The organism is Natronomonas aquatica, from assembly GCF_024449025.1.
In the GTDB taxonomy this organism is placed as follows: domain Archaea; phylum Halobacteriota; class Halobacteria; order Halobacteriales; family Haloarculaceae; genus Natronomonas; species Natronomonas aquatica.
Map to the genome: position 1 here is coordinate 1 of NZ_JAHLKM010000026.1, position 24,025 is coordinate 24,025.

Below are 24,025 nucleotides of genomic sequence, written 5' to 3' on the forward strand. Positions count from 1 at the left end.
CGACGCCCTCCAGCGACTCGTCGGCCGCGTCGAGTTGGGGATGATACCACAGGTCGTCGACACCGTCGTCTACATCGAGGCCGGCGAGGTTCACACCGTCTACGACGTGACGACCGAGGTCAAGGTGCCACACGGTCTCGTCGAGGAGGACCTCGCCCGCCCCGTCATCGTCATCGAGGACTTCGAGACCGGCGAGCCGGCCTACGAGATCTACACGTTCAACCGACAGGTCGTCACTGTGCCGCTCGAAGGTGCGGCCGACGGGGGCGAAGAAACCGGGATCGAGCGCGTCGCCAAACAGGAGATCGAACGCGAAATCCGCTCTGTCGCCCACGGTCACGTCGAGGTCGAACTCCAGGGCGCGAACACGGCGGTTGTGTGGGTCGAGGAGGACGACATCTCCTACGTCATCGGGAAGGGCGGCGGCCGGATCAGCAAGATCGAGGACCGGCTCGGCATCGACATCGATGTCCGGACGTTCTCGGATCGTCCCGGCGGGACGGCCGGCGGCTCGTCGGGGGGTTCTGGCGGCTCCGTCCCGGCGGCCGGCGAACGCATCACCCCGGAGGTGACGAACCGCCACGTCGTCGTTCCTGTCGGCGATCACCACGGCGACACCGTCGAGGTACGCGCCGACGGCGAGTATCTGTTCACCGCGACGGTTTCACGGGGCGGCGAGATCCAGGTCTCGCGGGGCTCGGCTATCGCGGAGGAACTCGAAACCGCGATCGACCGCGGGCAAACGATCACAGTCGTCCCGCAGTGACCCCCGTCGTTTCGTCCGGCGTCGGCGGGACATGCTAGCCGACGTACGCCGGCTGGCCCCCGGCGTTTTTCTCCTCTGTCTGTTCGCACTTTCGGCCCGCGGGCTGTCCAGGGTTGTCGGTATCAACGAGTTGCTCCTCGCGATCGGACTCGGCGTCGCTCTGGCGAACGCCGTCGGCGTCGACGACCGCCTCCGTCCGGGGACCGCGACACACACCCTGTGGCTCGGCGCGGGCATCGTCCTGCTCGGAGCCTCGGTGACGGTCGATGCGATCCTCGAGGCCGGCGACGTCGTTCTGTTGTTGTTGCTCGGTACGGTGACGGTCGCCCTCCTGACCGCCGAAGCGCTCGCCAGAAACGCCGCCCTCCCGGAGAAGCTCGGTTCGCTGCTCGCCGCCGGGGCGAGCATCTGCGGCGTCTCCGCGGTCGTCGCCGTCGGCGGCGCGGTACGGGCCAAGGAGGCTCAGATCGCCTACGCCGCGGGGGTCGTCCTCCTGGTCGACGCGATCACGATCGTCGCGTACCCGATCGTCGGGAGTCTCCTGGCGCTGCCCGCGGACGTCTTCGGCGTCTGGACCGGGGTCAGCATGCTCTCGACCGGCCCGGTGGTCGCGGTCGGCTTCGCCCACTCGGAAGTCGCCGGACAATGGGCGACGACGACGAAACTCGCCCGGAACACCCTGATCGGCGCCGTCGCGCTGGGCTATGCGGTCTACTACACCCGCCGCGACGGCGGCGATTCGGTCCCGCTGTCGGTGCTTTGGGCCGAGTTCCCGAAGTTCGTCGTCGGGTTCCTCGTCTTTATCGGGCTCGCGAGCGCCGGGCTCTTTTCGCCGGCACAGGAGGCCTCGATCGCCGAGGCCGTCGAGTGGCTCTTCCTTTTGGCCTTCGTCGGCCTCGGGACCGAAATCCGGATCGACGATCTCAGGAAGACCGGCGTACGGCCCGCCCTCGTCGTCTTCGTGACGATGCTACTCGTGAGCGCGCTGTCGCTCTCGGTCGCGCTCGCGGTGCTGTAGCCCGAAGCACGGACCCGTTCAGAGGAACTCCCGGACCTCCGAGTACCACATGTCGTGGTGATCGACGGCGTCGATCCGGCGGGCGATCTTCGTCGCGATGACGTGCCAACAGAGCTGTGTCGGGTCCTCCGGATCGAGGTTATACCGGCTGTCCTCACAGTCACAGGTCCCGTCCTCGACGACGTACTCATCGGAGTGGCCGACGACGACGGTGAAATCCCGGTACTGTTTGACCCGCTCCTCGCCGACGGCCTCGATCGCCCGTACGCCGCGGTCGCCGTGGGTGGCGATGATTCTGTCGGCGGCCCCGCTCGTGAGTTCGCCGGATTCATCGAGCAGCCGTTTCCACTCCTCGACCGCGGTCACGAAACCGTCTTTCGGAGCCGTCGGCAAAACTGGTTCGGTCGGCTACCCGGAGATCCGACCGGCTGTCTCTCGTGGATCGGACGGGACGACCGGCCCTCTCCCCGCGATCGACGGTCGCCGTGTCGATGGAAAACGACGTTCACTCGGCGAACTGCCGTTCGAGGAACGTCGTGACGAGGTAGGCGGCGAGCCGTGCCGTGGCGTCACCGTTCGCCAGGACGGGGGCGACTTCCACGAGATCGAACGCTTCGATCGCGTCGCTGGCGCCGAGCGTCTCGACGGCCGCGAGCGCCTGTTCGGCCGACAGTCCGCCCGGTTCCGGCGTTCCCGTGGCCGGCGCCACGGACGGGTCGATCGCGTCCACGTCGAACGTCACGTAGACCGCGTCGGTCTCCCGCTCGGCGGCGGCGATCGCCTCGGCGACGACCTCGCGGATCCCCCGCCGCTCGACGTCCCGGATCGAAAAGACCGAGAGCCCGACTTCGTCGGCGAAATCGAAGAATCTGGGGGCTTCGTATCCCCGGATGCCGACCTGGGAGACGTACTCGAAGTCGGCGTACGCGGACTCCGCGATACGACGCGTCGACGATCCGTGGAAGTGTTCGCCGTACAGTTCGCTCTCGTCGGCCGTATCGGTATGGGCGTCGATCTGGACGAGCCCGACGCGGTCGTGGCCCGCCCCCTCGGCGAACCCGCGGAACGCGGGGAACGTACAGTAGTGATCGCCGCCGAGCAGGACGGGAAGGCGTCCCTGTTCGGCCACCGTGGCGACGTGGGCCTCGATCGACTTGGCCGTCAGTTCGCGGTCCATCGGGAAGACGGGGACATCGCCGCAGTCGACGAGATCGAGGGCGTCGAAGTCGACTTCGGCGCGAGTTCTGACGTTCGTCAATCCTCCCTTGTACCCTGCGAGGTACGCGACCCAGGCGCTCTGTCGTCTGATCTCGCGGGGTCCGTACCGGGCCCCCGGTCCGTTGCTCACCGCGCCGTCGTACGGCGCTCCGAGCACGGCGGCGTCTCCTCCCCCGATGTCGGCAACGTCGTCTACCGGCTTCCTGAGGAACGTCTCTATCCCGGTGTAGGGAAGTTCGATTCGGCCTTCGGGGTGGGCCTCTCTGAACCGCTCGGCGGGCGTCGGTTCGGGGTCGTTCACGTTCCGATCCCGTCCCGGGCGTTTCGAGGCTCTCCGATCGCGCTCCAGTTCCCACGATCCGGACCCGACGGTGCGGGGGTCCCGTCCGGAGCGTGGTCACCCTCGGCGTCGATCCCAATCGGGACGGGTTCAGTGTGTCGAGACATGGCTAGGTGCGGCCGCGTACCGCAGCGAACGACTCGACCGGCGGATCAAAAAAGGTTGAGATGGTCCCCTTTCTGAACGGAACTGTCCGGGACGGCGAACCGACCGCCGCCCGCGACAAGCGTGTGGCTTTTCGCCGCCGCCCCTGAACGGGCAGTATGGAGGTCCGCGAGGGAGCCGTCACGATCGAGGTGCCCGAGAAGCGACACGGCGCGAGCGAGGGCTCGGGCGAGGGGGTCTTTTACAATCCGGTCCAGGAGCTGAACCGCGATATCACCGTCGGCGTCCTCCGGGCCGTCGACTCGGAGTGTGGGTCCTACCTCGATGCGATGACGGCAAGCGGGATCAGGGCAGTCAGGGCCGCCGAGGCGGGGTATTCCGTGACCGGCTGTGACGTCGACAGCGAAGCCGTCGAACTCGCGCGGGCGAACCTCGAGCGGAACGGCCTCGACGGGGCGATCCACCGCCGGAACGTCAACGCCCACATGCACGAATCGCACCACGACGTGGTGGATCTGGACCCCTTCGGGACGCCCATCCCCTTCGTCGACGCGGCGTTTCGGAGCGCCCGGAACTACGTCTGTGTGACGGCGACCGACACCGCGCCGCTGTGTGGTGCCCACTTCGAGAGCGGCGTCCGGAGTTACGGCGCCGTCCCCCGAAACACCGAGTTTCACCCCGAGATGGGGCTTCGGGTCTTGCTCTCGGCGCTCGTCCGGACCGCCGCACGCTACGATATCGCCGCCACGCCCGTCTTGAGCCACGTCTCCAGCCACTACGTCCGGACCTACCTCCGGCTCGACGGCGGCGCGCAGGCGGCCGACCGCCGGATCGAAAAGCTCGGATACATCGATCACTGCCAGCAGTGTCTGTGGCGGGACCACGAGCGAACGCTCGTGGCCGACCCGACCGCCGAGTGTCCCGAGTGCGGTCAATCGACGTGGACGGCCGGCCCCGTCTGGCTCGGCCCGCCCCACGACCCGGCGTTCGTCGGGGAGGCCGCCGCGGCGATCCCCGAGGACGCGGCAACTGCCGAGGAGGCCCGCGACCTGCTCGACTCGATCGCGGCTGAACTCGACACCCCGACCCACTACGATCAGCACCGCCTCTACAGCCGGTGGGGCGAGCCGAACGTCGCGATGGACGAGTTTCTGGTAACGCTCCGTGACGCCGGCTACCCGGCGTCACGAACCCACTACGGCGGAACGACGTTCAAAACCGACGCCGGCGTCGACGAGATCTACGACGCGCTCCACTGACGTGTCGTCCGTCCGACGACTGCCCGCGTCCCGCCGATTATATGTACGGTTCCCCCATATTCCGGGTCGTGATGGGGTACATCGACCGCACGGTGACGGTCGCCCGTGGCGTCGCCGACGGCGCGCGATCCGACCGTATCACGTTCATCGCCGCCGGGCTGGCGTACTACGCGCTCATCTCACTCGTACCCCTGCTGTTGCTCGTGCTCGTCGTCACCTCCATCGTCGGCGGGGAAGCGCTCGTAGAGGTGATCGTCGCCGAGACGTCCCGGACGCTCGGCGAGGGGATCGGCGGCACCCTCGCTCAGGCGCTCATCGGCGCCTCGGGCCGGGGCGGTGCGACGGTCTTCGGCCTCGCGGTCCTGCTTTGGTCCGGGCTGAAGCTCTTTCGCGGACTGGACATCGCCTTCTCCGAGGTTTACGGCGATCCCGGCCCGGCCTCGATCCTCGATCAGCTCAGGAACGCGACGGTCACGCTCGGGGCCGTCGGCGTCGGCGTCGCGGTGACCGTCGCCGTCGGGACCGCCCTCGCCGGGCTGGGGATCGCCGCCGCGATCGAGGGCTACGACGCCGTCGGCCTCCTCGGGACGGCGGTCCTCGTGACCACCCTCTCGGTCGCCTTCCTCCCCCTGTATTACGTCCTGCCCGGCACGGACGTTCCGGTCAGGGAGGCGCTTCCTGGGGCGGTTTTCGCGGCCGTCGGCTGGACGGCGCTCCAGACCGGGTTCCGCCTCTATGCGTCGATCGCAGGCAGCTACGAGGCCTACGGGCTGCTCGGCGGTGTCCTGTTGCTCGTGACCTTCCTGTATTTCGGCGGGCTCGTGTTGCTCGTCGGAGCCGTGTTGAACGCCGTCCTCGCGGGACGAACCGACGGGACTACCATCGGGGGCGACGAACCGACACCCGAACCGACCGCCACTCTCGAACGAACCATGACACGTGACCGACCAGACGACGACGCATCGGCCGACGAACTCCGCGAGGAGATCGAACAGCTCTACGACGAACTCGATCGCTTCGAAGAGCGGATCGACGAACGGACGGTTCACCGCGAGGAGATAGAGAAGGACCTCAAGCGGTACGTGCGGGCCCGGCTCCGCCGTGGGAAGGCCACCGGGTGGGGGCCGTATCTGGTGTTGCTCTACGGGACGGCGATGACCCTCGGGGCCTTCTACTTCCTCCCCGGCGGCTGGGCCGTGCTGGCAATGCTCGTGGTCTGGCTGTCGACGCTGGGGCTCTATGCGCTCATGCTGGTGGTCGGGACGACGGTCACGATCGCCGGCCTTCCGGGCCGGCTGAAGGACCGACTCGAAAGCCGATGAGCCGCGGACTCGGCGAGATAACGGCCGTCGCGGGGCTCCCGGACGGCGTCGCGTTCCTCGCGGCGCTCGTGACCGGACTCGGCGACGTCTGGTTCGTGTTCGTGTTGCTCGGTGTCCTCTACTGGGTCGGCTCGGCGCTTCCGGGTCCGGTCTCGCTTCCCCGTCGACGGGCCGCCTTCGCGATCGCGCTCGCTTTGGGCGGGCTCGCGGCCACGACGGCGCTCAAAGAGCTGTTCCGGTTGCCGCGGCCGCCCGGTGCCGCCGATCCGTCGGGTGCGTCGCTCGTCCCCGAAACGTTGCTCCCGCTGTATGCCGAGATCGGAGCGGCCGACGGCTTCGGTTTTCCGAGCGGGCACGCCGTCGCCGCGGTCGTCGTCTACGGCGGACTCGCACTGCTGGTCGGCACCCGCCGTGGGTACGTGGCCGGCGCGGCCCTCTGTGTGTTGATCCCGCTGTCCCGGGTCGTCCTCGGCGTCCACTATCTGGTCGATATCGTCGCCGGCGTCGCCGTCGGTGCGGCGTTTCTCGCGGTCGTCTATCGCGTCTGTGGCCGCGGCAAGAACCCGGGCCGGGCGATGTTTTTCGCCCTGCTTGCGGCGCTCGTCGGCGCGGCCGTCAGCTACAGCGCCGACACGATGCTCGCGCTCGGCGGTGCCCTCGGCGGTCGAATCAGCTGGGGGATCATCGGGGATGCGGTCACCCACGAGACGACGACGCGGGCCGGCGGCGCCGCTTCGGTGGCTGTCGGGGCCGCCTTCGGCGCCCTGTTCGTTTCCGTTTACGCCCTCGATCTCGCCCCCTACATCGGCTTTCTCGGGATGCTCGTCGTTCTACCCGGTGTTTTCGCCGCCCCGCTCGCCGGTGAAGCGATCGCCCGGCGGCTGTCGGCGCTCGGTTCGGTCTAGACGGCGGCCGACTCCCGGGCGAACTGCCGGTTAGGAAGATACTTCCCGCTCGCGCGATGTATTTCAGGCATGAGTGAGTTTACGGTCCGGGGACGCTTCCCCGCCCGCTACGGCGAGCAGGCGTTCGAGAAGACGATCGAGGCCGAAAACGAGGACGTGGCGATCGAACACGTGTACGCGAACTTCGGCTCCCAGCACGGGCTCAAGCGGACCCAGATCGACATCGACGGGGTGGACGCATGAGCCTCGGCGGCGGTGGCGGCGGCGGCGCGATGCAGCAGATCCAAGAACAGATGCAGGCCCTAGAGCAGGAAAAACAGGCCATCCAGGCGGAGATCCAGAACCTCCGGGAGGAACAAAGCGAGATCGACGAAGCCATCGAAGCCATCGGGACGCTCGATACGGGCTCGACGGTACAGGTGCCGATCGGCGGCGACGCCTATGTCCGCGCGGAGATACAGGACATAGAGGAGGTCGTCGTGACGCTGGGCGGCGGGTACGCCGCCGAACGCGACAGCGACGGGGCGATCGACTCGCTCGAACACAAAAAGGACGCCCTCGACGATCGGATCGAGGAACTCGAAGAGGAGATCGAGGCGGTCGAAGCCGAAACCGAGGACCTCGAGGCCAGAGCCCAGCAGGCCCAACAGCAGCAGATGCAACAGATGCAGCAGATGCAAGACGAGTAGAGCCGGAGATGTTCGACGGACTGAAGGACAAACTCGGCCGCTTCAAAAGCGACGTCGAGGCCGAGGCCGAAACGGAAGCGGAGACGGACGCCGATGGGGCCGCCGACGCCGTCGAAGACGCGGGTTCGACGGACGCCGACGACGCGGGCGGAGCCGAGACAGAGACAGCGGCCGAAGACGAGGAGGGTCCGGGGCTGGCGAAGAAGGCCGCGCTGGCGGCGACCGGCCGAACGGTCATCACCGAGGAGGAACTCGAGGCGCCCCTCGAACAGCTCGAACTCGAGTTGCTCTCCGGCGACGTCGAGATGGGCGTCGCCCGCGAGATCACCGACCGTATCCGCGAGCGGCTGGTCGGTGACACCCGAAAACAGGTCGAGTCGGGCGAGCAGGTCGTCGAGCGCGCCATCGCCGACGCCCTTCGGGAGGTAATAAGCGTCGGGCAGTTCGACTTCGAGGCCCGGATCGCCGAGGCCGAAAAGCCCGTCGTGATCGTTTTCACCGGCGTCAACGGCGTCGGCAAGACGACCACGATCGCCAAGCTCTCGCGGTGGCTCGAGGAGCGCGGCTACTCGTCGGTGCTGGCCAACGGGGACACCTACCGGGCGGGCGCGAACGAACAGATCGAGGAACACGCCGACGCACTCGGTACGAAGATCATCACCCACGAGCAGGGCGGCGATCCGGCGGCGGTCATCTACGACGCTGTCGAGTACGCCGAGGCAAACGGCGTCGACGTCGTGTTGGGCGATACCGCCGGCCGGCTGCACACCTCCAACGACCTGATGGCCCAACTCGAGAAGATCGACCGCGTCGTCGATCCCGACATGACGCTTTTCGTCGACGAGGCCGTCGCCGGCCAGGACGCGACGAACCGCGCCGAGGAGTTCAACGAGGCCGCCGAGATCGACGGCGCCGTGTTGACGAAGGCCGACGCCGATTCGCAGGGCGGGGCGGCGATCTCGATCGCCCACGTCACCGGCAAACCGATACTGTTTCTCGGCACCGGGCAGGGCTACGAGGACCTCGAACGGTTCGATCCCGACGAGATCGTCGGCCGGCTCCTCCGCGACGAAGACGCGGCGTGAACGCGCGATCGCCGCCGCGTCCCCTTCGTTTCGGTGACATGGCGCGATTAGGACAGTCCGATCGCCGCGCTCCTGCCACTCACTGCAGGTGGGCGCCGGTCAAACTGATCTCACACCGTTCGGCGTCGTAGCCCGCCTCGGAGAGGCCGGTCCCGATCGTAAAGACCGTCTCACCGAGCATCGCCATCGCCGCCTCCCCGCCGGCCGCCGAGACGTCCTCGATGACGTCACGCACTTTCGGCGTCAGCAGGTCCGCCTCTCGCGCGAAGCGCCGGGAGGTCTCCATGAACGTCCCGACGGTCGGGGACTCGACGAGGGCGGCGAGCCCCCGCCGGCCGGCCGCGGTCAGTTCCTGCGTGTCGCCGGTGATGACCTCCTCGGTGTCGACCGCTCCGTAGCTGACGTACTCGATGGTCCCGCCCGTCGGAACGCCGTCCATCGCGCCGTGGGCCGGCGCGCCGGGCTCGAGCCTGATCGGGAGGCCGCCGCGAGCCTGGGCGACGACGTCGCCGAGGCCGGTCCCGGCCTGCACCTCCGCGCCGTGGGCGATCGTCACGAGTTCGTTCTCCGAGAGCTCCCGATCGAAGAGCGCGTTGGCGGTCAGCGCCGTCCCCAGCGCCGCCGCCCCGGAGACGCCGAAGCCGGCCCCCAACGGCAACTCGGTCTCGATGACGACGCGGGCCGTCACGCGAAGGGCACCGAGGACGCGGTCGACCGCCTCTATCGTCGCCGTCTCGCCGTTGAGTTCGAGCCCCTCGCCGGCCTCCAGGCGGACGGTTACGCCGTCGGAGACGGCCACGCCGGCCCCCCGCGAGCCGGCCTTCGTCGGATCGTCGTCCGGGTGGGCGCTGAAGAAGCCGGTCACGTGACCGGGGACGAACGCCGACGGCGACTGTGCCATGCGAACGGGTGAGAGAGCCAGCGAGTTAAGTCTTGTAAAATCGATGGCCCCTCGGATTAACTGTTGTAAACTCGTGCGTCCGCCGCGATCGAGTGCGGATATCTTGCGGCCGGCGCCCGGTGTTGCCCCGGGGACGCGCGATCGGTTCCCGGCGTGAGCCTTGACCGAGAAGATAAACGGTTTTGGCAGAGCTACGAGAAGACTCCCCCAGTGACTCCCCATGGTTGAACAGACGTCCGGGCGATCCGCCGACTCCGCGTTGCTCGTCCCCGTCGGCGAATCGGTGACGCTCCGGAACACGGTCGCCTACGCGGTCGAGGTCGCCCTCGAGGCGGATCTCGTGGGCGTTCATTTCGTCGCCCCCGTCCCGTGGCACGACATCGACGATGTCGACCCGTCGGTCCGGGAGGCGACCCAGGAACTGCTGGATCGGGTCGCCACGTGGGCCGGCGAGGACGACCCCGACGACGCCCTCGCCGTCGAGACGGCGATCATCGGCGACGACGAGTACCTCTTTAGCCCCGACGACTACGCCGTCACCCTGGCCGAATACGCCGACGGGTACGGTATCGATCGGATCGTCATCGACCCTGAGTACAGTCCCGGGGGGAACGCCCCGATCCTGCGGTCGATGGAGGTCGAACTCGACCGGCGTGGCTACACCGTCGAGGAGGCTCCGGTCGGACGGCGGGTCAGACGCGGCCGACTCCTCCAGCGCAGCGGCCGCCTCCAGTTTCTGACGCTTTTCGGCGTCTCGTTTCTCTTCTATCAGCTGCTCGGCGGCTTCGCCCTGACACGGTTCGATCTCACGACGGGCGCGGCCAGCGCGGCCGTCGTCTCCGTGATGCTCTATCGCATCTCGCTGGGCGATCAGATCCGGATTCCCGTTCTCGCCCGCCGGGCCGTCCGCCTCGCGCTGTTCGTCCCCTACCTCCTCTATGAGATCATCGTCTCGAATCTGCTGGTCTCGTACGTCATCCTGCATCCGAAGATGCCGATCGAACCCCGGATGACCGAGGTCCGGACGGCCGTCTGGGGCGGGATCCCGGTCACGACGCTGGCCAACAGTATCACGCTCACGCCGGGGACGCTCACTGTCCGGGTCGATGGGCGGGATTTCATGGTACACACGCTGATCCCCGCCGCCCGCGAGGGGCTGTTCGACGGCGCCTTGGAGCGTGGCGTCCGGTTCGTCTTCTACGGCCGGAGCGCGGCGCGCTCGGCGACGCCGAGAGAGCGCGGCGACTGCCGTATCATAGGCGAGGAGGATGAGGCGGAATGATCCCGATAGACGATCTGCTGTTGGGGGCGGCGGCGGTCTTTGTCGTCCTCGCGATCGTCGTGCTCTATCGGGCTATCCGCGGGCCGACGATGCAGGATCGGGTCATCGCGGTCAACGTCCTCGGGACCAACACCGTCGTCATCCTCGCGTTGCTCGCGGCGGCGCTCGACGTTCCGTCGTTTCTGGATATCGCGCTCGTGTACGCGCTGTTGAACTTCCTCGTGGCGGTCGCGATCTCGAAGTTCACCGTCGATCGTGGGGGGGTGATGTAGGTGCTGGTCGAGATCGCTATCGTCGCGTTCCTCGCCGGCGGGGTCTTCTTTACCTTCGTTTCGGCCGTCGGCGTCGTTCGGCTCCCGGACATTTACGCCCGTGCCCACACCGCGAGCCAGACGGACACGCTCGGGGCCGGGTTCACGCTCGTCGCCGTCGCCCTGGCGATCGGCCTCGAGACGACGACGATCAAAACCTTCTTGCTTTTGATCTTCATCTTCATCACCAACCCGACCGCGGCCCACGCTATCGCCCGCGCCGCCCACGAGGAGGGAATCGAACCGTGGAGGGAGGACCGATGAGGACGGAAAGTCCCGGGCCGCGGGGACGGAGGTGGTTCAGGTGATGGAATACGTCGCCTACACGCTCGCGGTGTTCGTCGTCGTGACAGCCGTCGCGACCGCGTTGCTCCGGGACGTCCTCGCGGCGATCGTCATCTTCGGCGCCTACAGCCTCGGAATGGCGCTTCTGTACACGCTGTTGCTCGCGCCGGACGTCGGACTCACCGAGGCTGTCATCGGCGCCGGGGTGACGACGCTTCTGTTACTCTTGACGATCGCAAAGACGGTCCGCCCCTCGGGCGATCGGACGATAGAGCGGATCGATCCCCGGGCGCTTTTCGCCTGCGGCGCGCTGGCGGTCGTGTTCGGGCTGACGCTGCCGGGATTGCCGGCCGTCGGCGATCCGAACGCCCCAATCGTCTCCTACGACGCCGTCACCGGCCACTACCTGACTCAGTCGTACGCCGAGACAGGCGTCGAAAACACCGTCACCGCCGTGCTCGCAGCCTACCGCGGTTTCGATACCTTCGGTGAGGCGACTGTCGTCTTCGCCGCCGGGGTAGCCGCGCTCGTCGTCCTCCGACGGGAGGTGTTGACGTGAGCGACGCACCCTCCGGATCGGGTTCGGGTTCGAGTTCAGGTTCCGATCCCGGCTCCGGTTCCGGTTCCGGTTCCGGCTCCGGTTTCGGCCCGGACGAGCCCCGGACCTACATCGAAAGCGAGGTCATCATGAGCGCCGTCCGGGTCGTCGCGCCGTTCGTCCTCACGTTCGGGCTGTTCGTCACCTTCCACGGTGCCGACTCGCCGGGCGGCGGCTTCCAGGGTGGCGCCCTCGTCGGCGTCGTCGTGTTGATGCTCGCCTTCGCGTTCGGGATCGATCCCACACGGCGGTGGCTCGGTTCCTGGATCGTCACCGTCGTCGCCGCCCTCGGCCTCGTCGTCTTCGCCGCAATCGGGTTCGGAAGCGTCGCTCTCGGCGGCGGCTTCCTCCAGTACGTCCGCTATCCGCTGGATCACCCGACCAAACTGGGCATCGAGGCCGTCGAGATCGGCGGCATCGCGCTCATCGTCGCGGGCGTCATCGTCGGGCTGTTCTTTTTGACTGCGGCCGGTCCAGGGGGCGAAGAGTCGTGATCGAACTGCTGGCAACGCGGTGGGCTTACGCGACGTTCGTCTTCGTCATGGTCACAGGACTCTATATGATGATCGCAAGCCCCAACCTCGTCAAGAAGGTCATCGGACTGAACCTCTTTCAGAGCGCAGTCTTCCTGTTTTTCGTCGCGTCGGCGTACGTCGCGGGCGGGTCGCCGGCCATCGTCCCCTCGGAAGGTGGCGGCGGCCCCTACGTCAGCCCGCTTCCGCACGTCATCGTGCTGACGGCCATCGTCGTCGGGGTCAGTCTCACCGCGGTCGCGCTGGCTCTCATCGTCCGGATCTATCGGGAGTACGGGACGCTCGACGAGTCGGTGCTCCGGGAGGTCACCGATGACTGACGTCGCCCTCCCGTTGCTCATCGCCGTGCCGATCCTCGCGGCGGTGGCGCCGCTTTTTTCCAGTGTCCTCGGGTTCAGGGCCGGCTGGTATGCCGCCGCCGTTACGACCGCGATCGAGGTCGGGCTGGCGGCGGTCGTCCTCGCCGCCGTCTACGGCGGCGACCGGCTCGTCCATCCGGTTGGCGGCTACCCCGCCCCCTACGGGATCGAACTCGTCGGGGACGGCCTCTCGGCGCCGATCGTCGCGCTGATCGCCGCCGTCTCTCTCGGCGTCGTCGCCTTCGCCTACACCGGGGGCCCCCGGCGCAACAGCTTCTATAGCGCCTACCTGTTGCTCGTCGGCGGCCTGATGGGTGTCTCGATCACCGGCGATTTGTTCAACATGTTCGTCTTCCTCGAGATCACCGGGCTGGCGACCTACGCCTTGGTCGCCGCCGACCGCTCCGATCGGTCGGCCGTCGCGGCGCTGAAGTACCTCATCCTCGGGACGATGGGCGCGTCGTTTTTCATCATCGGGGTCGGCTACGCGTTCATTTCGACGGGAACGCTCAACATGGTCGATCTCTCCGCCCGGCTCGCCGGGAGCTACACGGCCCGGCCCGTGCTCGCTTCCTTCGGGTTCATGATCGTCGGCCTCGGGCTGAAGGCGGCCGTCTTCCCGTTACACACCTGGCAGCCCGACGCCTACACCTACGCCTCGGACACGGTGACGACGTACATCTCGGCACTCGTCTCGACCGTCGCCGCCTACGCCATCGCGCGTGTGATCCTCACGGTGTTTACCCTCGCCTTCTTCGAGGCGGCGCCGCTGGCCCGGTGGGCCGTGTTGACCTTCGCGACGGTGAGCGTTCTCGCGGGCGGGGTGCTCGCGGTCGTCCAGACCGAAATCAAGCGGATGTTAGCGTACTCGTCGGTCTCGCAGTTCGGCCTCGTGGTCGCCGCGTTCGCGCTCGCGACACCCGATGCGGTGCTCGGTGGCGTCGTCCATCTCGTCGGTCACGGACTGATGAAAGGCGGGCTCTTCGCGGCGGCGGCGATCCTCGCGGCAACCCACGGCGCCCGGACCGTCGACGATTACGCCCGGCTCGGCTACCGTTCTCCCGTCGTCGCAGGGACGCTTGCGGTCCTCGGGCTCGCGCTCGTCGGCATCCCGCCCTCGATCGGCTTCCTCGGCAAGTACTACATCGCCGTCGGGGCGGTCCGGGCGGGCGTCTGGCCGGTCGCGATCGTCGTTTTCTTCAGCACGCTGTTGACGCTCGCGTACGTCGCCCGCCTGCTCGAGCGGCTCTATTTCGCGGATCCGGACGCCGCCGCCCCGGTCCCGGAGCCGTCGCCTGACGCCCCCGTCGCCGACGGCGGCGAGACCGAGGACACCGACCACGCGGGGCCCGCCTCCGGTGACGGCGGCGATACGCGGACGGTTCGGGCGGTATCGTCCGGTATGGTCCTCGTGACCGTCCTCGCGGCCGTCGTTGTCGTCGCGCTCGGCTTTGCGGCCCCCGTCTTCGAGACGCTCGTCGAAGCCTTCCTCGGAGGTGTCTTCTCGTGACCGAAATCGAAAGCCTACGGCCCATCGCGGCCGTCCTGATCTCCGTCGCCGGAACGCTCGCAATCCTCGCGTCCCACCGCCGCCCGAACCTCCGGGAGGCGGTGACGCTCGTCGTCGCGGCCGGCAAGTTCGGGATCGTCACCAGCATGATCCCCGGCGTGTTGGCCGGCGACGTCTACGTCTGGTCGCTCGGTCCGTTCGTCGCCGACATCGCCTTCGAACTCAGGGCTGACTCGCTGGGGCTTCTGTTCGCGACGCTCGCGAGCATGCTCTGGATCATCACGTCGCTGTACAGCATCGGCTACATGCGCGGCCTCGAGGAACACGGCCAGACGCGGTATTTCGCCTCCTTCGCGATGAGCCTCAGCGCCGCGGTCGGGATCGCCTTCTCGCCGAACCTGATCGTCCTGTACGTCTTCTATGAGGTGTTGACCGTCGCGACCTACCCGCTGGTCGCCCACGACGAAACCGACGAGGCCCGCGCCGCCGGCCGCAAGTATCTCGCCTACACGTTCGGCGGCGGCGTCGCGGTCCTGGCCGGGGCCGTCCTCGTCTACTGGCTGACCGGTACGGTCTCGTTCAGTTCGGGCGGCATCGCGGAACTGGCCGCGAGCGATCCGGCCTTCGCCCGCGCCGCCTTCGCGCTTCTGGCCGCCGGGTTCGGCGTCAAGGCCGGCCTGATGCCGCTGCACTCGTGGCTGCCCGACGCCATGGTCGCGCCGACGCCCGTTTCGGGGCTGCTTCATGCCGTCGCCGTCGTCAAAAGCGGCGTCTTCGGGATCTCCCGGGTCGTCCTCGACGTCTTCGGGCCCGAGACCGTCGCGGAACTGGGCGTCGGGCTCCCGCTGGCCGCCGTGGCGACGGTGACGCTCATCGCGGCCAGTATCATCGCCCTCCGGAAGGACCACCTCAAACGCCGGCTGGCCTACTCGACGGTGAGCCAGCTGTCGTACATCGTTTTGGGGCTCTCCATCCTCAGCCCCGACGCCATCACCGGCGGCTTGCTGCACATCCCCGCCCACGCGTTCATGAAGCTCACCCTCTTTTTCTGTGCCGGCATCATCCACGTCGAGACCCACACCGACTACATCAGCGAGATGGCCGGGATCGGCAAGCGAATGCCGGTGACGATGGCGGCCTTTACGATCGCCGCCGCCGGGATGGCCGGCATCCCGCTTATCGCCGGCTTCGTCAGCAAGTTCTACATCCTCGTTGGGACCGTCTCGACCGGCGACTACGTCTTCGCCGTCGCCTTGCTAGTCTCCGGCGTGCTCAACATCGCGTACTTCTGGCCGGTCGTCTATCAGGCGTTCTTCGAGACCGAGGACGCCCACGACGCGAAACCGCTCGTCGAGGCGCCCCTCGGCGGCGAGTCACGCTCGATCCTCGCCCGCCCCGACGGTGGTCGTCCGGGCGACGACGAAGCGGAGACGGACGCCGAGACCGAGACCGAGACCGAGGCCGAAGCCGAGCCGGGGACGGCGACCGGTGAGGACGGGATCGATATCGAGGACGCCGAAACCGACGCCGATCCCGGGGAACTCGGCCGCCCCGACTTCGGCGGCGAGACGACCGACCGCGACTACAGCGATCCCGCCCCGCTGGTCGACGGGGAGTACGCCGTCGACCGGAACCCGAGCGACGCCGTGATCGGGGGTGCGGACGAAGCGGACGAGCGTCCCGCCGCCGGGCACGAGGAGGACACACACGCCGACACCGACGAGCACGGCCACGACCACGACCACGACCATCACGGCGGGCCGCCGCCGGGCGGCTGGGAGCGTCGTGGCTGGCTCGGCGGCGAGAGCACGTGGTTCATGCTCGGACCGATACTGGCCGCCATGGCCGGCTCGATCGTCCTCGGACTCGTGCCGCATGCGGCCGTCTTCCTCCGGCTCGTCGATGATATCGTCGCGTCGGCGCTCACGCTGGGGGTGCTCTTCTGATGGTTACCGAAACGATCCCGCCGTTCGTCCCCGTCCTGTTCGCGGCGATCGTCGCCGCGGTCGCCCCCCGGAAGGTCGGCCACGGGATCGGTTTCCTCGCGACCGCCGCCGTCGCCGTTGGCTCGCTTCTCGTCCCTGCGGGGACCTACCTCACGCCGCGGCTGTTCGGCTTCGAGACGGTGCTGTATCAGGTCGACGACTTCTCGCGGATGATGGGGATCATCTTCGGGCTCATCGGCGCCGCGGCGGTGCTGTACGCCTACTCCAGCGAGGCCGACGGTACGCAGACGGCGGCGGCGCTGGGGTACGTCGGTACCAGCCTCGGAGCCGTCTTCGCGGGCGACTGGCTGACGCTCGTGTTCTTCTGGGAGCTGATGGCGGTCACCAGCACCCTGCTCGTCTGGCACTACGGCGGCCGGGCGGTCCGGACCGGCTTCCGGTACGCGCTGGCCCACGGGATCGGCGGCAGTCTCGTCCTCGCGGCGGTGATCTGGCAGTACGCGGCGACCGGCTCGTTCCTCTTTTCGGCGGCTGCCGGCGTCGTCGGCCCGATCGCGCCCGCGCTGATGGCGATCGGGATCGGCGTCAACGTCGGCTTTATCGGCCTGCACACGTGGCTGCCCGACACGTATCCGAGCCCCCACATCGCCGCCAGCGTCTTCCTCTGTGTGTACACCACGAAGACCGGCGTCTACGCGATGTTCCGGGCGTTCCCCGACGGGCACCTCTGGATCGCCTATATGGGCGGGGCGATGGCGGTCTTCGGCGCCTCGATGGCGCTGTTGCAGGAGGACATGCGGCGGCTGCTGTCGTATCACATCATCTCGCAGGTCGGATACATGGTCGCCGGCGTCGGCATCGGGACGACGCTCGCGACCGCCGGGGCCTTCGGCCACGTCTTCAACCACATCCTGTACAAGGCGCTTCTGTTCATGTCCGTCGGCGTCGTCATCTACCGGACCGGGATCGAGGACATCACCGAACTCGGCGGGCTCTGGCGGGTGATGCCGCTTACGTTCGTCTCGTATCTGTTCGGTGCCGCGGCGATCTCGGGCGTGCCGGGCTTCAACGGCTTCGTCAGCAAGGGCATCATCATCGCCGAGGCCCACAAGAGCGTCAAAAACGTCGTCATCGGGCCGGAGTCCGTCCCGCTCGGCGGCGAGGATCTGCTGTGGTGGCTGCTCATCGTCGGCGGCGTCGGGACCTTCATGTCGTTTATCAAACTCGGCTACTACGTCTTCTTCCACGGCTCGGCGAGTATCGACCCCGAAGACGCACGGATCGGCCAGTCGGTGCCGATGCTCTCGGTCGGCGCGCTCTGTCTGGTCTTCGGTCTGCTGCCCGGCGTGCTCTTCGAGGTGCTGCCGAACACCGCGGAGATCGCAGAGAAGTACACCACCTACACCGTGCCGCACGTCATCGAGGGCGTCGCGCTGGGTACCGCCGGTTTCATCGGCTTTTTCGCCCTGAAAGGCCCGCTCTCGCGGGCGACGTGGATCCCGGACGTGGATCGGGTCATCAACCCTACCGTCTTCTACGGCGGGCGGGTCCTCGTCCGTGCGGTCACCGAATCGTGGGCCGCGGTCGACCGGGCGGTCGTCGCCGTCGCGTCGTCGTCGCTGCGCGTCGGCGCGAACCCGCAGCGATACGCCTTCGAGGGTGCGAGACGGCTCCCCGGCGTCGCGGTCGAGCGTGCCGACGGCGACGGCGACGGGGAAATCGATCTCCGGACGTCGACCGGGACCGGCGTCCTCCTCGTCGTCCTCTCGCTTGCGACCGTACTCGCCGTCCTGTTGCTGTGATCGGGCCGCGGTATCGTTCCCGGTTTCCACCCGTCGGGTTCGGGCGTCCGGCTTCAAGTCCCCCGCGCCCGTTCGTCCGGTATGGCTATCGAGGAAACCGTCGGCGACTCGCTCCGCGAACGCGGCGAGTTCGTCGCGGCGGCCGAGTCCTGTACCGGCGGCCTGATCGGATCGCTCCTGACCGACGTGCCGGGATCGAGCGACTACTTCGATCGGTCGATCGTCACCTACAGCTACGACGCCAAGATGGAACACCTCGGCGTTCCCCGGGAGGTCCTCGACGACGTCGGTGCCGTCAGCGAACCCGTCGCCGAGGGGATGGCCCGGGGTGTCCGGGACCGGGCGGGCGTCGCCTGGGGCGTCGCGACCACCGGCATCGCGGGGCCGACCGGCGGCACCGAAGAAAAGCCCGTCGGCACCGTCTACATCGGGGTGGCCCACGCCGCGCCGTGGGGAACCGGCGACTCTTGGTGTCGCGTCGAACGGTACGTCTTCGAGGGATCTCGCCGCGAGATCAAACGGAAAATCGCCGAACGGGCGCTGAAAGACCTACGGAACGCGGTCGAGTCTGTCTGAGAAACGGGCGCACGAAACGTGAGCGAACAGCCTTTTAGGGGGGCGGTCCTCGCCCCCGTATGAACAAGGAGGGCCACGTCCTCAACGCGGCGCTTTTGGGTATCGGGCTCGGTTTCGTACTCGAGCCGTCGGGGACGGCCGCGACGCTCCGGACGGTCGTCGCCGTGACGATCCCCGTCACCCTCGGGGCGCTGTTTCCCGACGTCGACACCGCGTTCGGCAAACACCGCAAGACACTGCATAACCTCCCGGTTTTGGGCGTTTTCGTCGCGTTCCCGCTCGTTTTCGGGAACCTCAGCTACGTCTGGATCGGCGTGTTCACCCACTACGTGCTCGATTACCTCGGAAGCCGGCGGGGAATCGCGCTGTTTTACCCGCTCTCGGGCCGGGAGTACGGTTTCCCTTCGGGGGTGACGACATCCAGCCGGTTCGCGAACGTCGTCACGGTCCTCGTCACCGCCGTCGAACTCGCCGCCGCCGTCGCTATCGTCCACGTCCTCCCGGAGTACGTCGATACCTCGGCGTGGACCGCGATACTCCCCGTTTAATACACTTTTACGCCGTCGAACCGACCCTCGTAGGCGATGTGGTCCGGATGGGTCGGTTCGGTACCCGAGAGGAACAGCCGATCGATCTTCCCCCAGCTATTCTCGTAGAACAGGTGGGCGAACTCCGCCGCACACCGGAGCCGGTGGTCGGGGCCGCTCCGGCGGTACACGCCGCGAGGTACTCCCTCCCGCAGTGCCTCGACGATCCCCTCGGCCGTCCCGAAGTCCCGACCGAACGCCGTCCAGATCTCCCCGACGCTTCCGGGAAGATGTGCATACGAGGACCCGAACGGGGGGAGATCGAACTCCCGGGCTAACTCGCGTGACCGCTCGCCGTGCGGCTCGAGGTACTTCGTGTTGCACACCTCGATCCCGTGGATCCGGTCGCCGTGGGCGCGGAGGTCGTGTGCCTCGAGGCTGACGGTCGCAAACTCCGGATGCGGCGCGAGGACGACCGCGTTCTGGCGATCGAACTCCGCTATCGCCCCCTCGAGCGTGATGAAGTCCGGCACCGGCTCGGAGAGCCCGACCGCGAGGACATGCTTTCGGTTCCGCCAGTCGCCGGTGAACACCTCACGCCCGGGGACGACGAGGAGTTCCGGGTCGCTGAACCGTTCCGCCCGCGATCGGATCTCCGGGAGCCGGCGGAAATGCGGCGCGTAGACGACGGCGTCGATCTCCCGTTCTTTCGCCCGTTCGACGACCCGGTCGTTGAGGACCTTCACGTGTGCGTCGAGACGGAACCGGTCCATACGCCCGATACCGGCCGCCGGGTGGTTATCCGTTCCGATTCGGCGGGAAGGATTTTATATACGGATCCCCATCGAGGGGATATGTGGGAATGCGCCATCGGTGACTGCGGATACGCGACCGAGGACGCCGAGGAGCTGTTGGTCCATCAGGTCACGGGGCACGAACGACACCGGTGTGCGGTCTGTGGGACGACCGTCCCCGACGGCTACTTCGCGATCAGACACGCCTTCTCCGAGCACTCCCGCGCCGAGTACCTGCGGAACTACGAGGCCGACACCGACGACATCAGACACCGCGAGACGGTCCGGCGGGAACTGGAGGCCGAGGCCGACGTCGAGGCGGTCGTCCGACAGCTCGGCGGCGACAGCCGGGAAACCGAAGCGACGACGCGGGCCTGACGCTTTCCGGCGTCGAGGACGCGGATCCCTGTGGCTCCCACCCTCTGTTGTCCCTTCCTCTCTTCTCCGCCGTACCGGTGAGACGGTCGGATCCCTTCGGGATGCGGTCTAGTGAACTACAAAAAACGCGGACGACGCGTTCGTTCCCCTCGCGGTCGTCGGGCCTATCGCTCCTCGGAGTCGAGGACGCGGATCTGATCCCCGCGGACGGTGACCGGGATCGGGACGGTCGCCTCGTATAGCTCGACTGTGACCTGGTCTTTCCCCTCGTCGATGCGCTGGACCTGTGCCTTCTCGCCCTTGAACGGCCCCGCGATCAACTCGACGATGTCGCCCTCCGCGATGCCCTCGACGTCCGGTTTCGGGCTGAGGAAGTGTTCGATCTCGCTGAACGGCGAGGGGCGATCGGAGACGAGACTCCGCGCGTGAGGGATGTCCTCCAGCGCCCGGTCGATCGCCGCGGTCCCGTCGGCCTCGACCATGACGTAGCTCGTGAGCGAGTCCGGCGCGAGGGCGGCGTGTATCTCCGGCTCCTCGCGGGTGATGAGCATGTCGGCGACGGTCCGCTCTTGGCTCGCGGTCGTCTTGACGGCGTAGATCGACATCAGGGACCTCCCGGGATGAACGTCATGATCGCGAAGATGACGAACCCGATGAAGCCGACGAGCAGGATACCGAGCCCCGCGATCGCCGCGACTTTCGAGAACTCGTCCCACGTCGGCGTACTCGCGAGCTTCAGCACGCGGATGTACGACGTGAGATCGGTCGGCGTATTCATACGCTACCGTTCCGCCTCAGGGGTTTTTTACCTGTTGATCCGGCCGGCAGCCGTCCGGACTCCCGTTACTCGACGTAATCGATGTCGTCGCCCGTGATCGACCGCTCCTGTTCGGCCTCGTTTTTGCCGTATATCTGCGGGCTCTCGACGCCGGTGACGACGATCATCGTCTCCATCTTGCCGTCGAACTCGGGGTCGACCGAGGCGCCCCAGATGATGCGTGCGTCGGGGTCGATCCGGTCGTAGATCTCCTCGACGACGCCCTCGGCTTCCTCCATCGACATGTCCGGGCCGCCGATGACGTTGACCAGCGCGCTCTGTGCGCCGTCGAACTCGACGTCGAGAAGCGGCGAGCGCAGCGCCGACCGGATCGAATCCTGGGCTTTGTTCTCGGAGTCGGATTCGCCCAGCCCGATCATGGCGACGCCGCCGTTCTCCATGATCGTCTTGACGTCCGCGAAGTCGACGTTGACCAGCCCGGGCTTGGTGATCAGTTCGGTCATCCCCTTGACCGACCGCATGAGGATCCGGTCGCAGATCTTGAACGCGTCCTGCATCGGCATGTTCGGCGCGTAATCCAAGAGTCGGTCGTTCGGGATCACGATAACGGTGTCTGCGACCGCCCGGAGCCGCTCGAGGCCGGCGTCGGCGTTGGCACGGCGCAGCTTCCCCTCGGAGGTAAAGGGGATCGTGACGATCGCGATCGTGAGCGCCCCCTGATCCTGGGCGGCCTGGGCGACGACGGGGGCCGAGCCGGTTCCGGTCCCACCGCCGAGCCCGGCGGTGACGAACACCATATCGGAGTCGTCGATCGACGTGTTGATCGCCTCGAGGTTCTCCTGGGCGGCCTCCTCGCCGATCTTCGGGACGGAGCCGGCGCCGCGGCCGCCGGTCCGCTGTCGACCGATGAGGATCTTCTCGTCCGCTTCGACCTCCTCGTCGAGGTGCTGGGCGTCGGTGTTGGCCGCGACCAGCTTCGCGCCGTGGATTCCGGTCCGTGACATCCGGGTGACGGTGTTACCACCGGCCCCGCCACAGCCGACGACCGTGATCTTCGTCTCGAGGTCCTCGACGACGCTGGACAGCTCCTCGTCGGTCATCAATCCCGATCCCTTCACCTCGGTGTCGGACGTGTCGGCGCTCTTGACGGACGCCGACTCCTCGGCCGGTGTCTCCTCTTCGGCCTCGTCGATAGCGTCCTCGATAATCGAGTCCATTAGTGGCTGTTGTCGCGCACGCTGATAAAGTATCTTTCCCCAGCGTCTGACGGGTGTCGCACTCACGCCCCGCTGACAGGGCGATCCAGCCCGAATAAACCGAATAGAACGATATCAAATACGTCTCAGACCGGGAACCGTCGCTCGCGCGCGCTCCGGACCTCGTCCGGTTCGATCCGCTCGCCGTCGACCTCGATCGGTTCGCCGGAGGCGAGCCGGCCGAAATCGGGGCCCGATTCGACGCCGGCCGCCTCGGCCAGTTCCGGGTCGAACGCCTCGCGCCGGGCGATGACCGCATCCGTCTGCCGTTCGACGGTGTCGTATTTCGATTCCAGCACCGACGCCAGCCCCTCGACGATCGACCGATACGCCGCCGATCCCTCGAGTGCGACCTCTCTTGCGACCCGCGATCCGTTGTCGGTCGTCCCGTAGGCGACCGCTGTCGCCGAGACGGTAGCGAGGACGGCTTCCCGGTCGATTCCGTTCGCCTCCTCGAGCAACGCCTCCGGGAGCGTTTCGACGGCGACGTTCCCGTCGTATCCCTCGGCCGCGGTGCCGAACCGGAGCCCCTCCCCGATCGGACACAGCGCCCGCTCTGTGCGTTCGACCAACTCGAGGGGGACGCCGGTCGTCTCCCGGAGGAACGTCTCGGAGACCGTCTCGAAACCGAGTTCGTCGATGACCGACGCCACGCCCGGATACGCGCCCTCGAGCAGCGCGAACTCCGTCCCGCTGGCCTGGAAGGCCTTCGCGATGAGAGCCTTCGAATCCCGCGGGTCGCCCATCGCCTCGAGCCCCCAGTCGGCGGCGATGTGGCCGACCCCCCAGTCCGTTTCGGCGAGTACGCGGTCGAACTTCGGGGCGTAGTGGCCGCCCCCGAACCCCACGACTGTCCGCTGGGTGTGGGCGGCGACGCCCCGGAGTTCGAGGATAGCCCGTGCGACGGCTTCGGCTCCGTCGTCGTCTCGCCACTGCGGTTCGCCGCTGCCCAGTTCGACGAAAAGCGACGGACACCCGACCGTCGAGGGGCCGTGGTGGGTACACTCGATGCCGGTCTCGTATCCCGACGGTGCGTGCGTTTCCAGCGCTCCCCTGAGGACCGACAGCGCGTTCGGCGCGGCGCGGGCGAGCGAGCCCGCTCTGCCGCCGTGTTCGGCCGGCCCGAAGTTCCCGGTCGCGTGGGCAGTGAGCAACGGCCCCGTCTCCCCGGCGTGTCTGGAGGCGAAAACGAGCAGGTCGGGCTCCTCGAACGCCGCCGCCGCGCCGTCGAGATGCAGATGGAGGTCCTCGAACGTCCGGAGTTCGATCCCCTCGGTCCGGTAGTAGGTTCCGCCGCCCTCGGCGTCGGCCCGGCGTTCGTCCTCGTGTTCGGTCCATTCGGCTGTCCCGAGGAGGTGGTTCCCGATCCGTTCCGATGCCTCGTCCGCACGAGAGACGACGACTGCGAGCATACCCTCTCTGGGGGACGGGCGAACAAAGGCGATGCGCAATCGGGCCGATCTCGCTGCCGGTACGCCGGGG

At 67.7% G+C, this 24,025-nt stretch carries 28 protein-coding genes; 20 read left to right on the forward strand and 8 right to left on the reverse strand.

Features of this window, described 5'->3' with window-relative positions:
- Positions 1–766, forward strand: a 766-nt coding sequence (locus KM295_RS13570; protein WP_256030502.1) for a KH domain-containing protein, incomplete at its 5' end; no start/stop codon positions are given.
- A gap of 31 nt (positions 767–797) precedes the next feature.
- On the forward strand, positions 798–1,784 hold the full coding sequence (locus KM295_RS13575; RefSeq protein WP_256030503.1) for a YeiH family protein: 987 nt from the start codon (positions 798–800) through the stop codon (positions 1,782–1,784).
- Positions 1,785–1,802: 18 nt separating this feature from the next.
- On the opposite strand, the gene KM295_RS13580 is transcribed toward KM295_RS13575, so the two are convergent.
- A complete protein-coding gene (locus tag KM295_RS13580) occupies positions 1,803–2,150 on the reverse strand; it encodes a hypothetical protein (protein ID WP_256030504.1) in 348 nt (115 codons plus the stop codon).
- Positions 2,151–2,289: 139 nt separating this feature from the next.
- On the reverse strand, positions 2,290–3,303 hold the full coding sequence (locus KM295_RS13585) for an agmatinase family protein (RefSeq protein ID WP_256030505.1): 1,014 nt from the start codon (positions 3,301–3,303) through the stop codon (positions 2,290–2,292).
- Between the two features lie 302 nt (positions 3,304–3,605).
- On the opposite strand from KM295_RS13585, the gene KM295_RS13590 reads away from it, so the two are divergent.
- From KM295_RS13590 to ftsY, 6 genes are all read left to right on the forward strand, one after another.
- Positions 3,606–4,706 (forward strand): tRNA (guanine(26)-N(2))-dimethyltransferase, encoded by a 1,101-nt coding sequence (locus tag KM295_RS13590; RefSeq protein WP_256030506.1) that lies wholly within the window; start codon positions 3,606–3,608, stop codon positions 4,704–4,706.
- 80 nt (positions 4,707–4,786) lie between these two features.
- Positions 4,787–6,028: a YihY/virulence factor BrkB family protein gene (locus tag KM295_RS13595; RefSeq protein WP_472924555.1), complete on the forward strand. Its 1,242-nt coding sequence runs from the start codon at positions 4,787–4,789 to the stop codon at positions 6,026–6,028.
- A complete protein-coding gene (locus KM295_RS13600) occupies positions 6,025–6,933 on the forward strand; it encodes a phosphatase PAP2 family protein (RefSeq protein WP_256030509.1) in 909 nt (302 codons plus the stop codon). Before KM295_RS13595 ends, KM295_RS13600 begins: the two co-directional genes overlap by 4 nt.
- 69 nt (positions 6,934–7,002) lie before the next feature.
- Positions 7,003–7,176: a 50S ribosomal protein L18Ae gene (gene rpl18a, locus KM295_RS13605; protein WP_256030510.1), complete on the forward strand. Its 174-nt coding sequence runs from the start codon at positions 7,003–7,005 to the stop codon at positions 7,174–7,176.
- Positions 7,173–7,622, forward strand: a complete 450-nt coding sequence (gene pfdA, locus KM295_RS13610; protein WP_256030511.1) for a prefoldin subunit alpha — start codon at positions 7,173–7,175, stop codon at positions 7,620–7,622. The genes rpl18a and pfdA overlap by 4 nt, the downstream gene beginning before the upstream one ends.
- An 8-nt stretch (positions 7,623–7,630) precedes the next feature.
- Entirely contained in the window at positions 7,631–8,707 is a 1,077-nt protein-coding gene (gene ftsY, locus KM295_RS13615; RefSeq protein WP_256030512.1) for a signal recognition particle-docking protein FtsY, read from the forward strand.
- 79 nt (positions 8,708–8,786) lie between these two features.
- Here ftsY and KM295_RS13620 read toward each other — a convergent pair whose 3' ends face one another.
- On the reverse strand, positions 8,787–9,608 hold the full coding sequence (locus KM295_RS13620) for a pantoate kinase (RefSeq protein ID WP_256030513.1): 822 nt from the start codon (positions 9,606–9,608) through the stop codon (positions 8,787–8,789).
- A 220-nt stretch (positions 9,609–9,828) separates the two neighbouring features.
- Here KM295_RS13620 and KM295_RS13625 point away from each other — a divergent pair, with 220 nt between their 5' ends.
- From KM295_RS13625 to KM295_RS13675, 11 genes are all read left to right on the forward strand, one after another.
- A complete protein-coding gene (locus KM295_RS13625) occupies positions 9,829–10,890 on the forward strand; it encodes a monovalent cation/H+ antiporter subunit E (RefSeq protein WP_256030514.1) in 1,062 nt (353 codons plus the stop codon).
- Entirely contained in the window at positions 10,887–11,162 is a 276-nt protein-coding gene (locus KM295_RS13630; RefSeq protein WP_256030515.1) for a cation:proton antiporter, read from the forward strand. The genes KM295_RS13625 and KM295_RS13630 overlap by 4 nt, the downstream gene beginning before the upstream one ends.
- Positions 11,163–11,465, forward strand: coding sequence for a monovalent cation/H(+) antiporter subunit G (gene mnhG / locus KM295_RS13635; RefSeq protein ID WP_256030516.1), 303 nt, complete (start codon positions 11,163–11,165; stop codon positions 11,463–11,465).
- A gap of 43 nt (positions 11,466–11,508) precedes the next feature.
- Positions 11,509–12,045, forward strand: coding sequence for a DUF4040 domain-containing protein (locus tag KM295_RS13640; protein ID WP_256030517.1), 537 nt, complete (start codon positions 11,509–11,511; stop codon positions 12,043–12,045).
- A complete protein-coding gene (locus KM295_RS13645) occupies positions 12,042–12,578 on the forward strand; it encodes an MnhB domain-containing protein (protein ID WP_418904808.1) in 537 nt (178 codons plus the stop codon). Before KM295_RS13640 ends, KM295_RS13645 begins: the two co-directional genes overlap by 4 nt.
- Positions 12,575–12,937 (forward strand): cation:proton antiporter subunit C, encoded by a 363-nt coding sequence (locus KM295_RS13650; protein ID WP_256030518.1) that lies wholly within the window; start codon positions 12,575–12,577, stop codon positions 12,935–12,937. The genes KM295_RS13645 and KM295_RS13650 overlap by 4 nt, the downstream gene beginning before the upstream one ends.
- The gene (locus KM295_RS13655) at positions 12,930–14,486 is read left to right on the forward strand and encodes a monovalent cation/H+ antiporter subunit D family protein (protein ID WP_256030519.1); all 1,557 of its coding nucleotides are present in this window, start codon (positions 12,930–12,932) and stop codon (positions 14,484–14,486) included. The genes KM295_RS13650 and KM295_RS13655 overlap by 8 nt, the downstream gene beginning before the upstream one ends.
- Positions 14,483–16,432, forward strand: a complete 1,950-nt coding sequence (locus KM295_RS13660) for a cation:proton antiporter (RefSeq protein ID WP_256030520.1) — start codon at positions 14,483–14,485, stop codon at positions 16,430–16,432. The genes KM295_RS13655 and KM295_RS13660 overlap by 4 nt, the downstream gene beginning before the upstream one ends.
- Positions 16,432–18,234, forward strand: a complete 1,803-nt coding sequence (locus KM295_RS13665; RefSeq protein WP_256030521.1) for a Na(+)/H(+) antiporter subunit D — start codon at positions 16,432–16,434, stop codon at positions 18,232–18,234. Before KM295_RS13660 ends, KM295_RS13665 begins: the two co-directional genes overlap by 1 nt.
- 81 nt (positions 18,235–18,315) lie before the next feature.
- The gene (locus tag KM295_RS13670) at positions 18,316–18,810 is read left to right on the forward strand and encodes a CinA family protein (RefSeq protein ID WP_256030522.1); all 495 of its coding nucleotides are present in this window, start codon (positions 18,316–18,318) and stop codon (positions 18,808–18,810) included.
- Positions 18,811–18,869: 59 nt separating this feature from the next.
- Positions 18,870–19,358: a metal-dependent hydrolase gene (locus KM295_RS13675; RefSeq protein WP_256030524.1), complete on the forward strand. Its 489-nt coding sequence runs from the start codon at positions 18,870–18,872 to the stop codon at positions 19,356–19,358.
- On the opposite strand, the gene KM295_RS13680 is transcribed toward KM295_RS13675, so the two are convergent.
- Positions 19,355–20,110 carry a PHP-associated domain-containing protein gene (locus tag KM295_RS13680; RefSeq protein WP_256030525.1) on the reverse strand — a complete coding sequence of 252 codons (756 nt, stop codon included), beginning with the start codon at positions 20,108–20,110 and terminating at the stop codon, positions 19,355–19,357. The two genes, KM295_RS13675 and KM295_RS13680, sit on opposite strands and share 4 nt — an antisense overlap.
- Before the next feature lie 81 nt (positions 20,111–20,191).
- Here KM295_RS13680 and KM295_RS13685 point away from each other — a divergent pair, with 81 nt between their 5' ends.
- Positions 20,192–20,509 carry a DUF7565 family protein gene (locus KM295_RS13685; protein WP_256030527.1) on the forward strand — a complete coding sequence of 106 codons (318 nt, stop codon included), beginning with the start codon at positions 20,192–20,194 and terminating at the stop codon, positions 20,507–20,509.
- Between the two features lie 164 nt (positions 20,510–20,673).
- Here KM295_RS13685 and KM295_RS13690 read toward each other — a convergent pair whose 3' ends face one another.
- The 4 genes from KM295_RS13690 to KM295_RS13705 all read right to left on the reverse strand — a co-directional run bounded on the left by KM295_RS13690 (position 20,674) and on the right by KM295_RS13705 (position 23,955).
- Positions 20,674–21,114, reverse strand: coding sequence for a transcription elongation factor Spt5 (locus KM295_RS13690; RefSeq protein ID WP_256030529.1), 441 nt, complete (start codon positions 21,112–21,114; stop codon positions 20,674–20,676).
- Positions 21,114–21,287 (reverse strand): protein translocase SEC61 complex subunit gamma, encoded by a 174-nt coding sequence (locus tag KM295_RS13695; protein WP_256030530.1) that lies wholly within the window; start codon positions 21,285–21,287, stop codon positions 21,114–21,116. The genes KM295_RS13690 and KM295_RS13695 overlap by 1 nt, the downstream gene beginning before the upstream one ends.
- A 65-nt stretch (positions 21,288–21,352) precedes the next feature.
- Positions 21,353–22,504 carry a cell division protein FtsZ gene (ftsZ, locus tag KM295_RS13700; RefSeq protein ID WP_256030531.1) on the reverse strand — a complete coding sequence of 384 codons (1,152 nt, stop codon included), beginning with the start codon at positions 22,502–22,504 and terminating at the stop codon, positions 21,353–21,355.
- Positions 22,505–22,629: 125 nt separating this feature from the next.
- Positions 22,630–23,955, reverse strand: coding sequence for a D-aminoacyl-tRNA deacylase (locus tag KM295_RS13705; RefSeq protein ID WP_256030532.1), 1,326 nt, complete (start codon positions 23,953–23,955; stop codon positions 22,630–22,632).
- Positions 23,956–24,025 lie beyond the last annotated feature (70 nt).

What these genes read in the sequence shown, in the direction of transcription:
- KM295_RS13575 (WP_256030503.1), top strand. Translation starts at nt 798, where the DNA reads ATGCTAGCCGACGTACGCCGGCTGGCCCCCGGCGTTTTTCTCCTCTGT.
- KM295_RS13590 (WP_256030506.1), top strand. Translation starts at nt 3,606, where the DNA reads ATGGAGGTCCGCGAGGGAGCCGTCACGATCGAGGTGCCCGAGAAGCGA.
- KM295_RS13600 (WP_256030509.1), top strand. Translation starts at nt 6,025, where the DNA reads ATGAGCCGCGGACTCGGCGAGATAACGGCCGTCGCGGGGCTCCCGGAC.
- rpl18a (WP_256030510.1), top strand. Translation starts at nt 7,003, where the DNA reads ATGAGTGAGTTTACGGTCCGGGGACGCTTCCCCGCCCGCTACGGCGAG.
- pfdA (WP_256030511.1), top strand. Translation starts at nt 7,173, where the DNA reads ATGAGCCTCGGCGGCGGTGGCGGCGGCGGCGCGATGCAGCAGATCCAA.
- ftsY (WP_256030512.1), top strand. Translation starts at nt 7,631, where the DNA reads ATGTTCGACGGACTGAAGGACAAACTCGGCCGCTTCAAAAGCGACGTC.
- KM295_RS13620 (WP_256030513.1), bottom strand. Translation starts at nt 9,608, where the DNA reads ATGGCACAGTCGCCGTCGGCGTTCGTCCCCGGTCACGTGACCGGCTTC.
- KM295_RS13625 (WP_256030514.1), top strand. Translation starts at nt 9,829, where the DNA reads ATGGTTGAACAGACGTCCGGGCGATCCGCCGACTCCGCGTTGCTCGTC.
- KM295_RS13630 (WP_256030515.1), top strand. Translation starts at nt 10,887, where the DNA reads ATGATCCCGATAGACGATCTGCTGTTGGGGGCGGCGGCGGTCTTTGTC.
- KM295_RS13640 (WP_256030517.1), top strand. Translation starts at nt 11,509, where the DNA reads ATGGAATACGTCGCCTACACGCTCGCGGTGTTCGTCGTCGTGACAGCC.
- KM295_RS13655 (WP_256030519.1), top strand. Translation starts at nt 12,930, where the DNA reads ATGACTGACGTCGCCCTCCCGTTGCTCATCGCCGTGCCGATCCTCGCG.
- KM295_RS13665 (WP_256030521.1), top strand. Translation starts at nt 16,432, where the DNA reads ATGGTTACCGAAACGATCCCGCCGTTCGTCCCCGTCCTGTTCGCGGCG.
- KM295_RS13670 (WP_256030522.1), top strand. Translation starts at nt 18,316, where the DNA reads ATGGCTATCGAGGAAACCGTCGGCGACTCGCTCCGCGAACGCGGCGAG.
- KM295_RS13675 (WP_256030524.1), top strand. Translation starts at nt 18,870, where the DNA reads ATGAACAAGGAGGGCCACGTCCTCAACGCGGCGCTTTTGGGTATCGGG.
- KM295_RS13680 (WP_256030525.1), bottom strand. Translation starts at nt 20,110, where the DNA reads ATGGACCGGTTCCGTCTCGACGCACACGTGAAGGTCCTCAACGACCGG.
- KM295_RS13685 (WP_256030527.1), top strand. Translation starts at nt 20,192, where the DNA reads ATGTGGGAATGCGCCATCGGTGACTGCGGATACGCGACCGAGGACGCC.
- KM295_RS13690 (WP_256030529.1), bottom strand. Translation starts at nt 21,114, where the DNA reads ATGTCGATCTACGCCGTCAAGACGACCGCGAGCCAAGAGCGGACCGTC.
- KM295_RS13695 (WP_256030530.1), bottom strand. Translation starts at nt 21,287, where the DNA reads ATGAATACGCCGACCGATCTCACGTCGTACATCCGCGTGCTGAAGCTC.
- ftsZ (WP_256030531.1), bottom strand. Translation starts at nt 22,504, where the DNA reads ATGGACTCGATTATCGAGGACGCTATCGACGAGGCCGAAGAGGAGACA.
- KM295_RS13705 (WP_256030532.1), bottom strand. Translation starts at nt 23,955, where the DNA reads ATGCTCGCAGTCGTCGTCTCTCGTGCGGACGAGGCATCGGAACGGATC.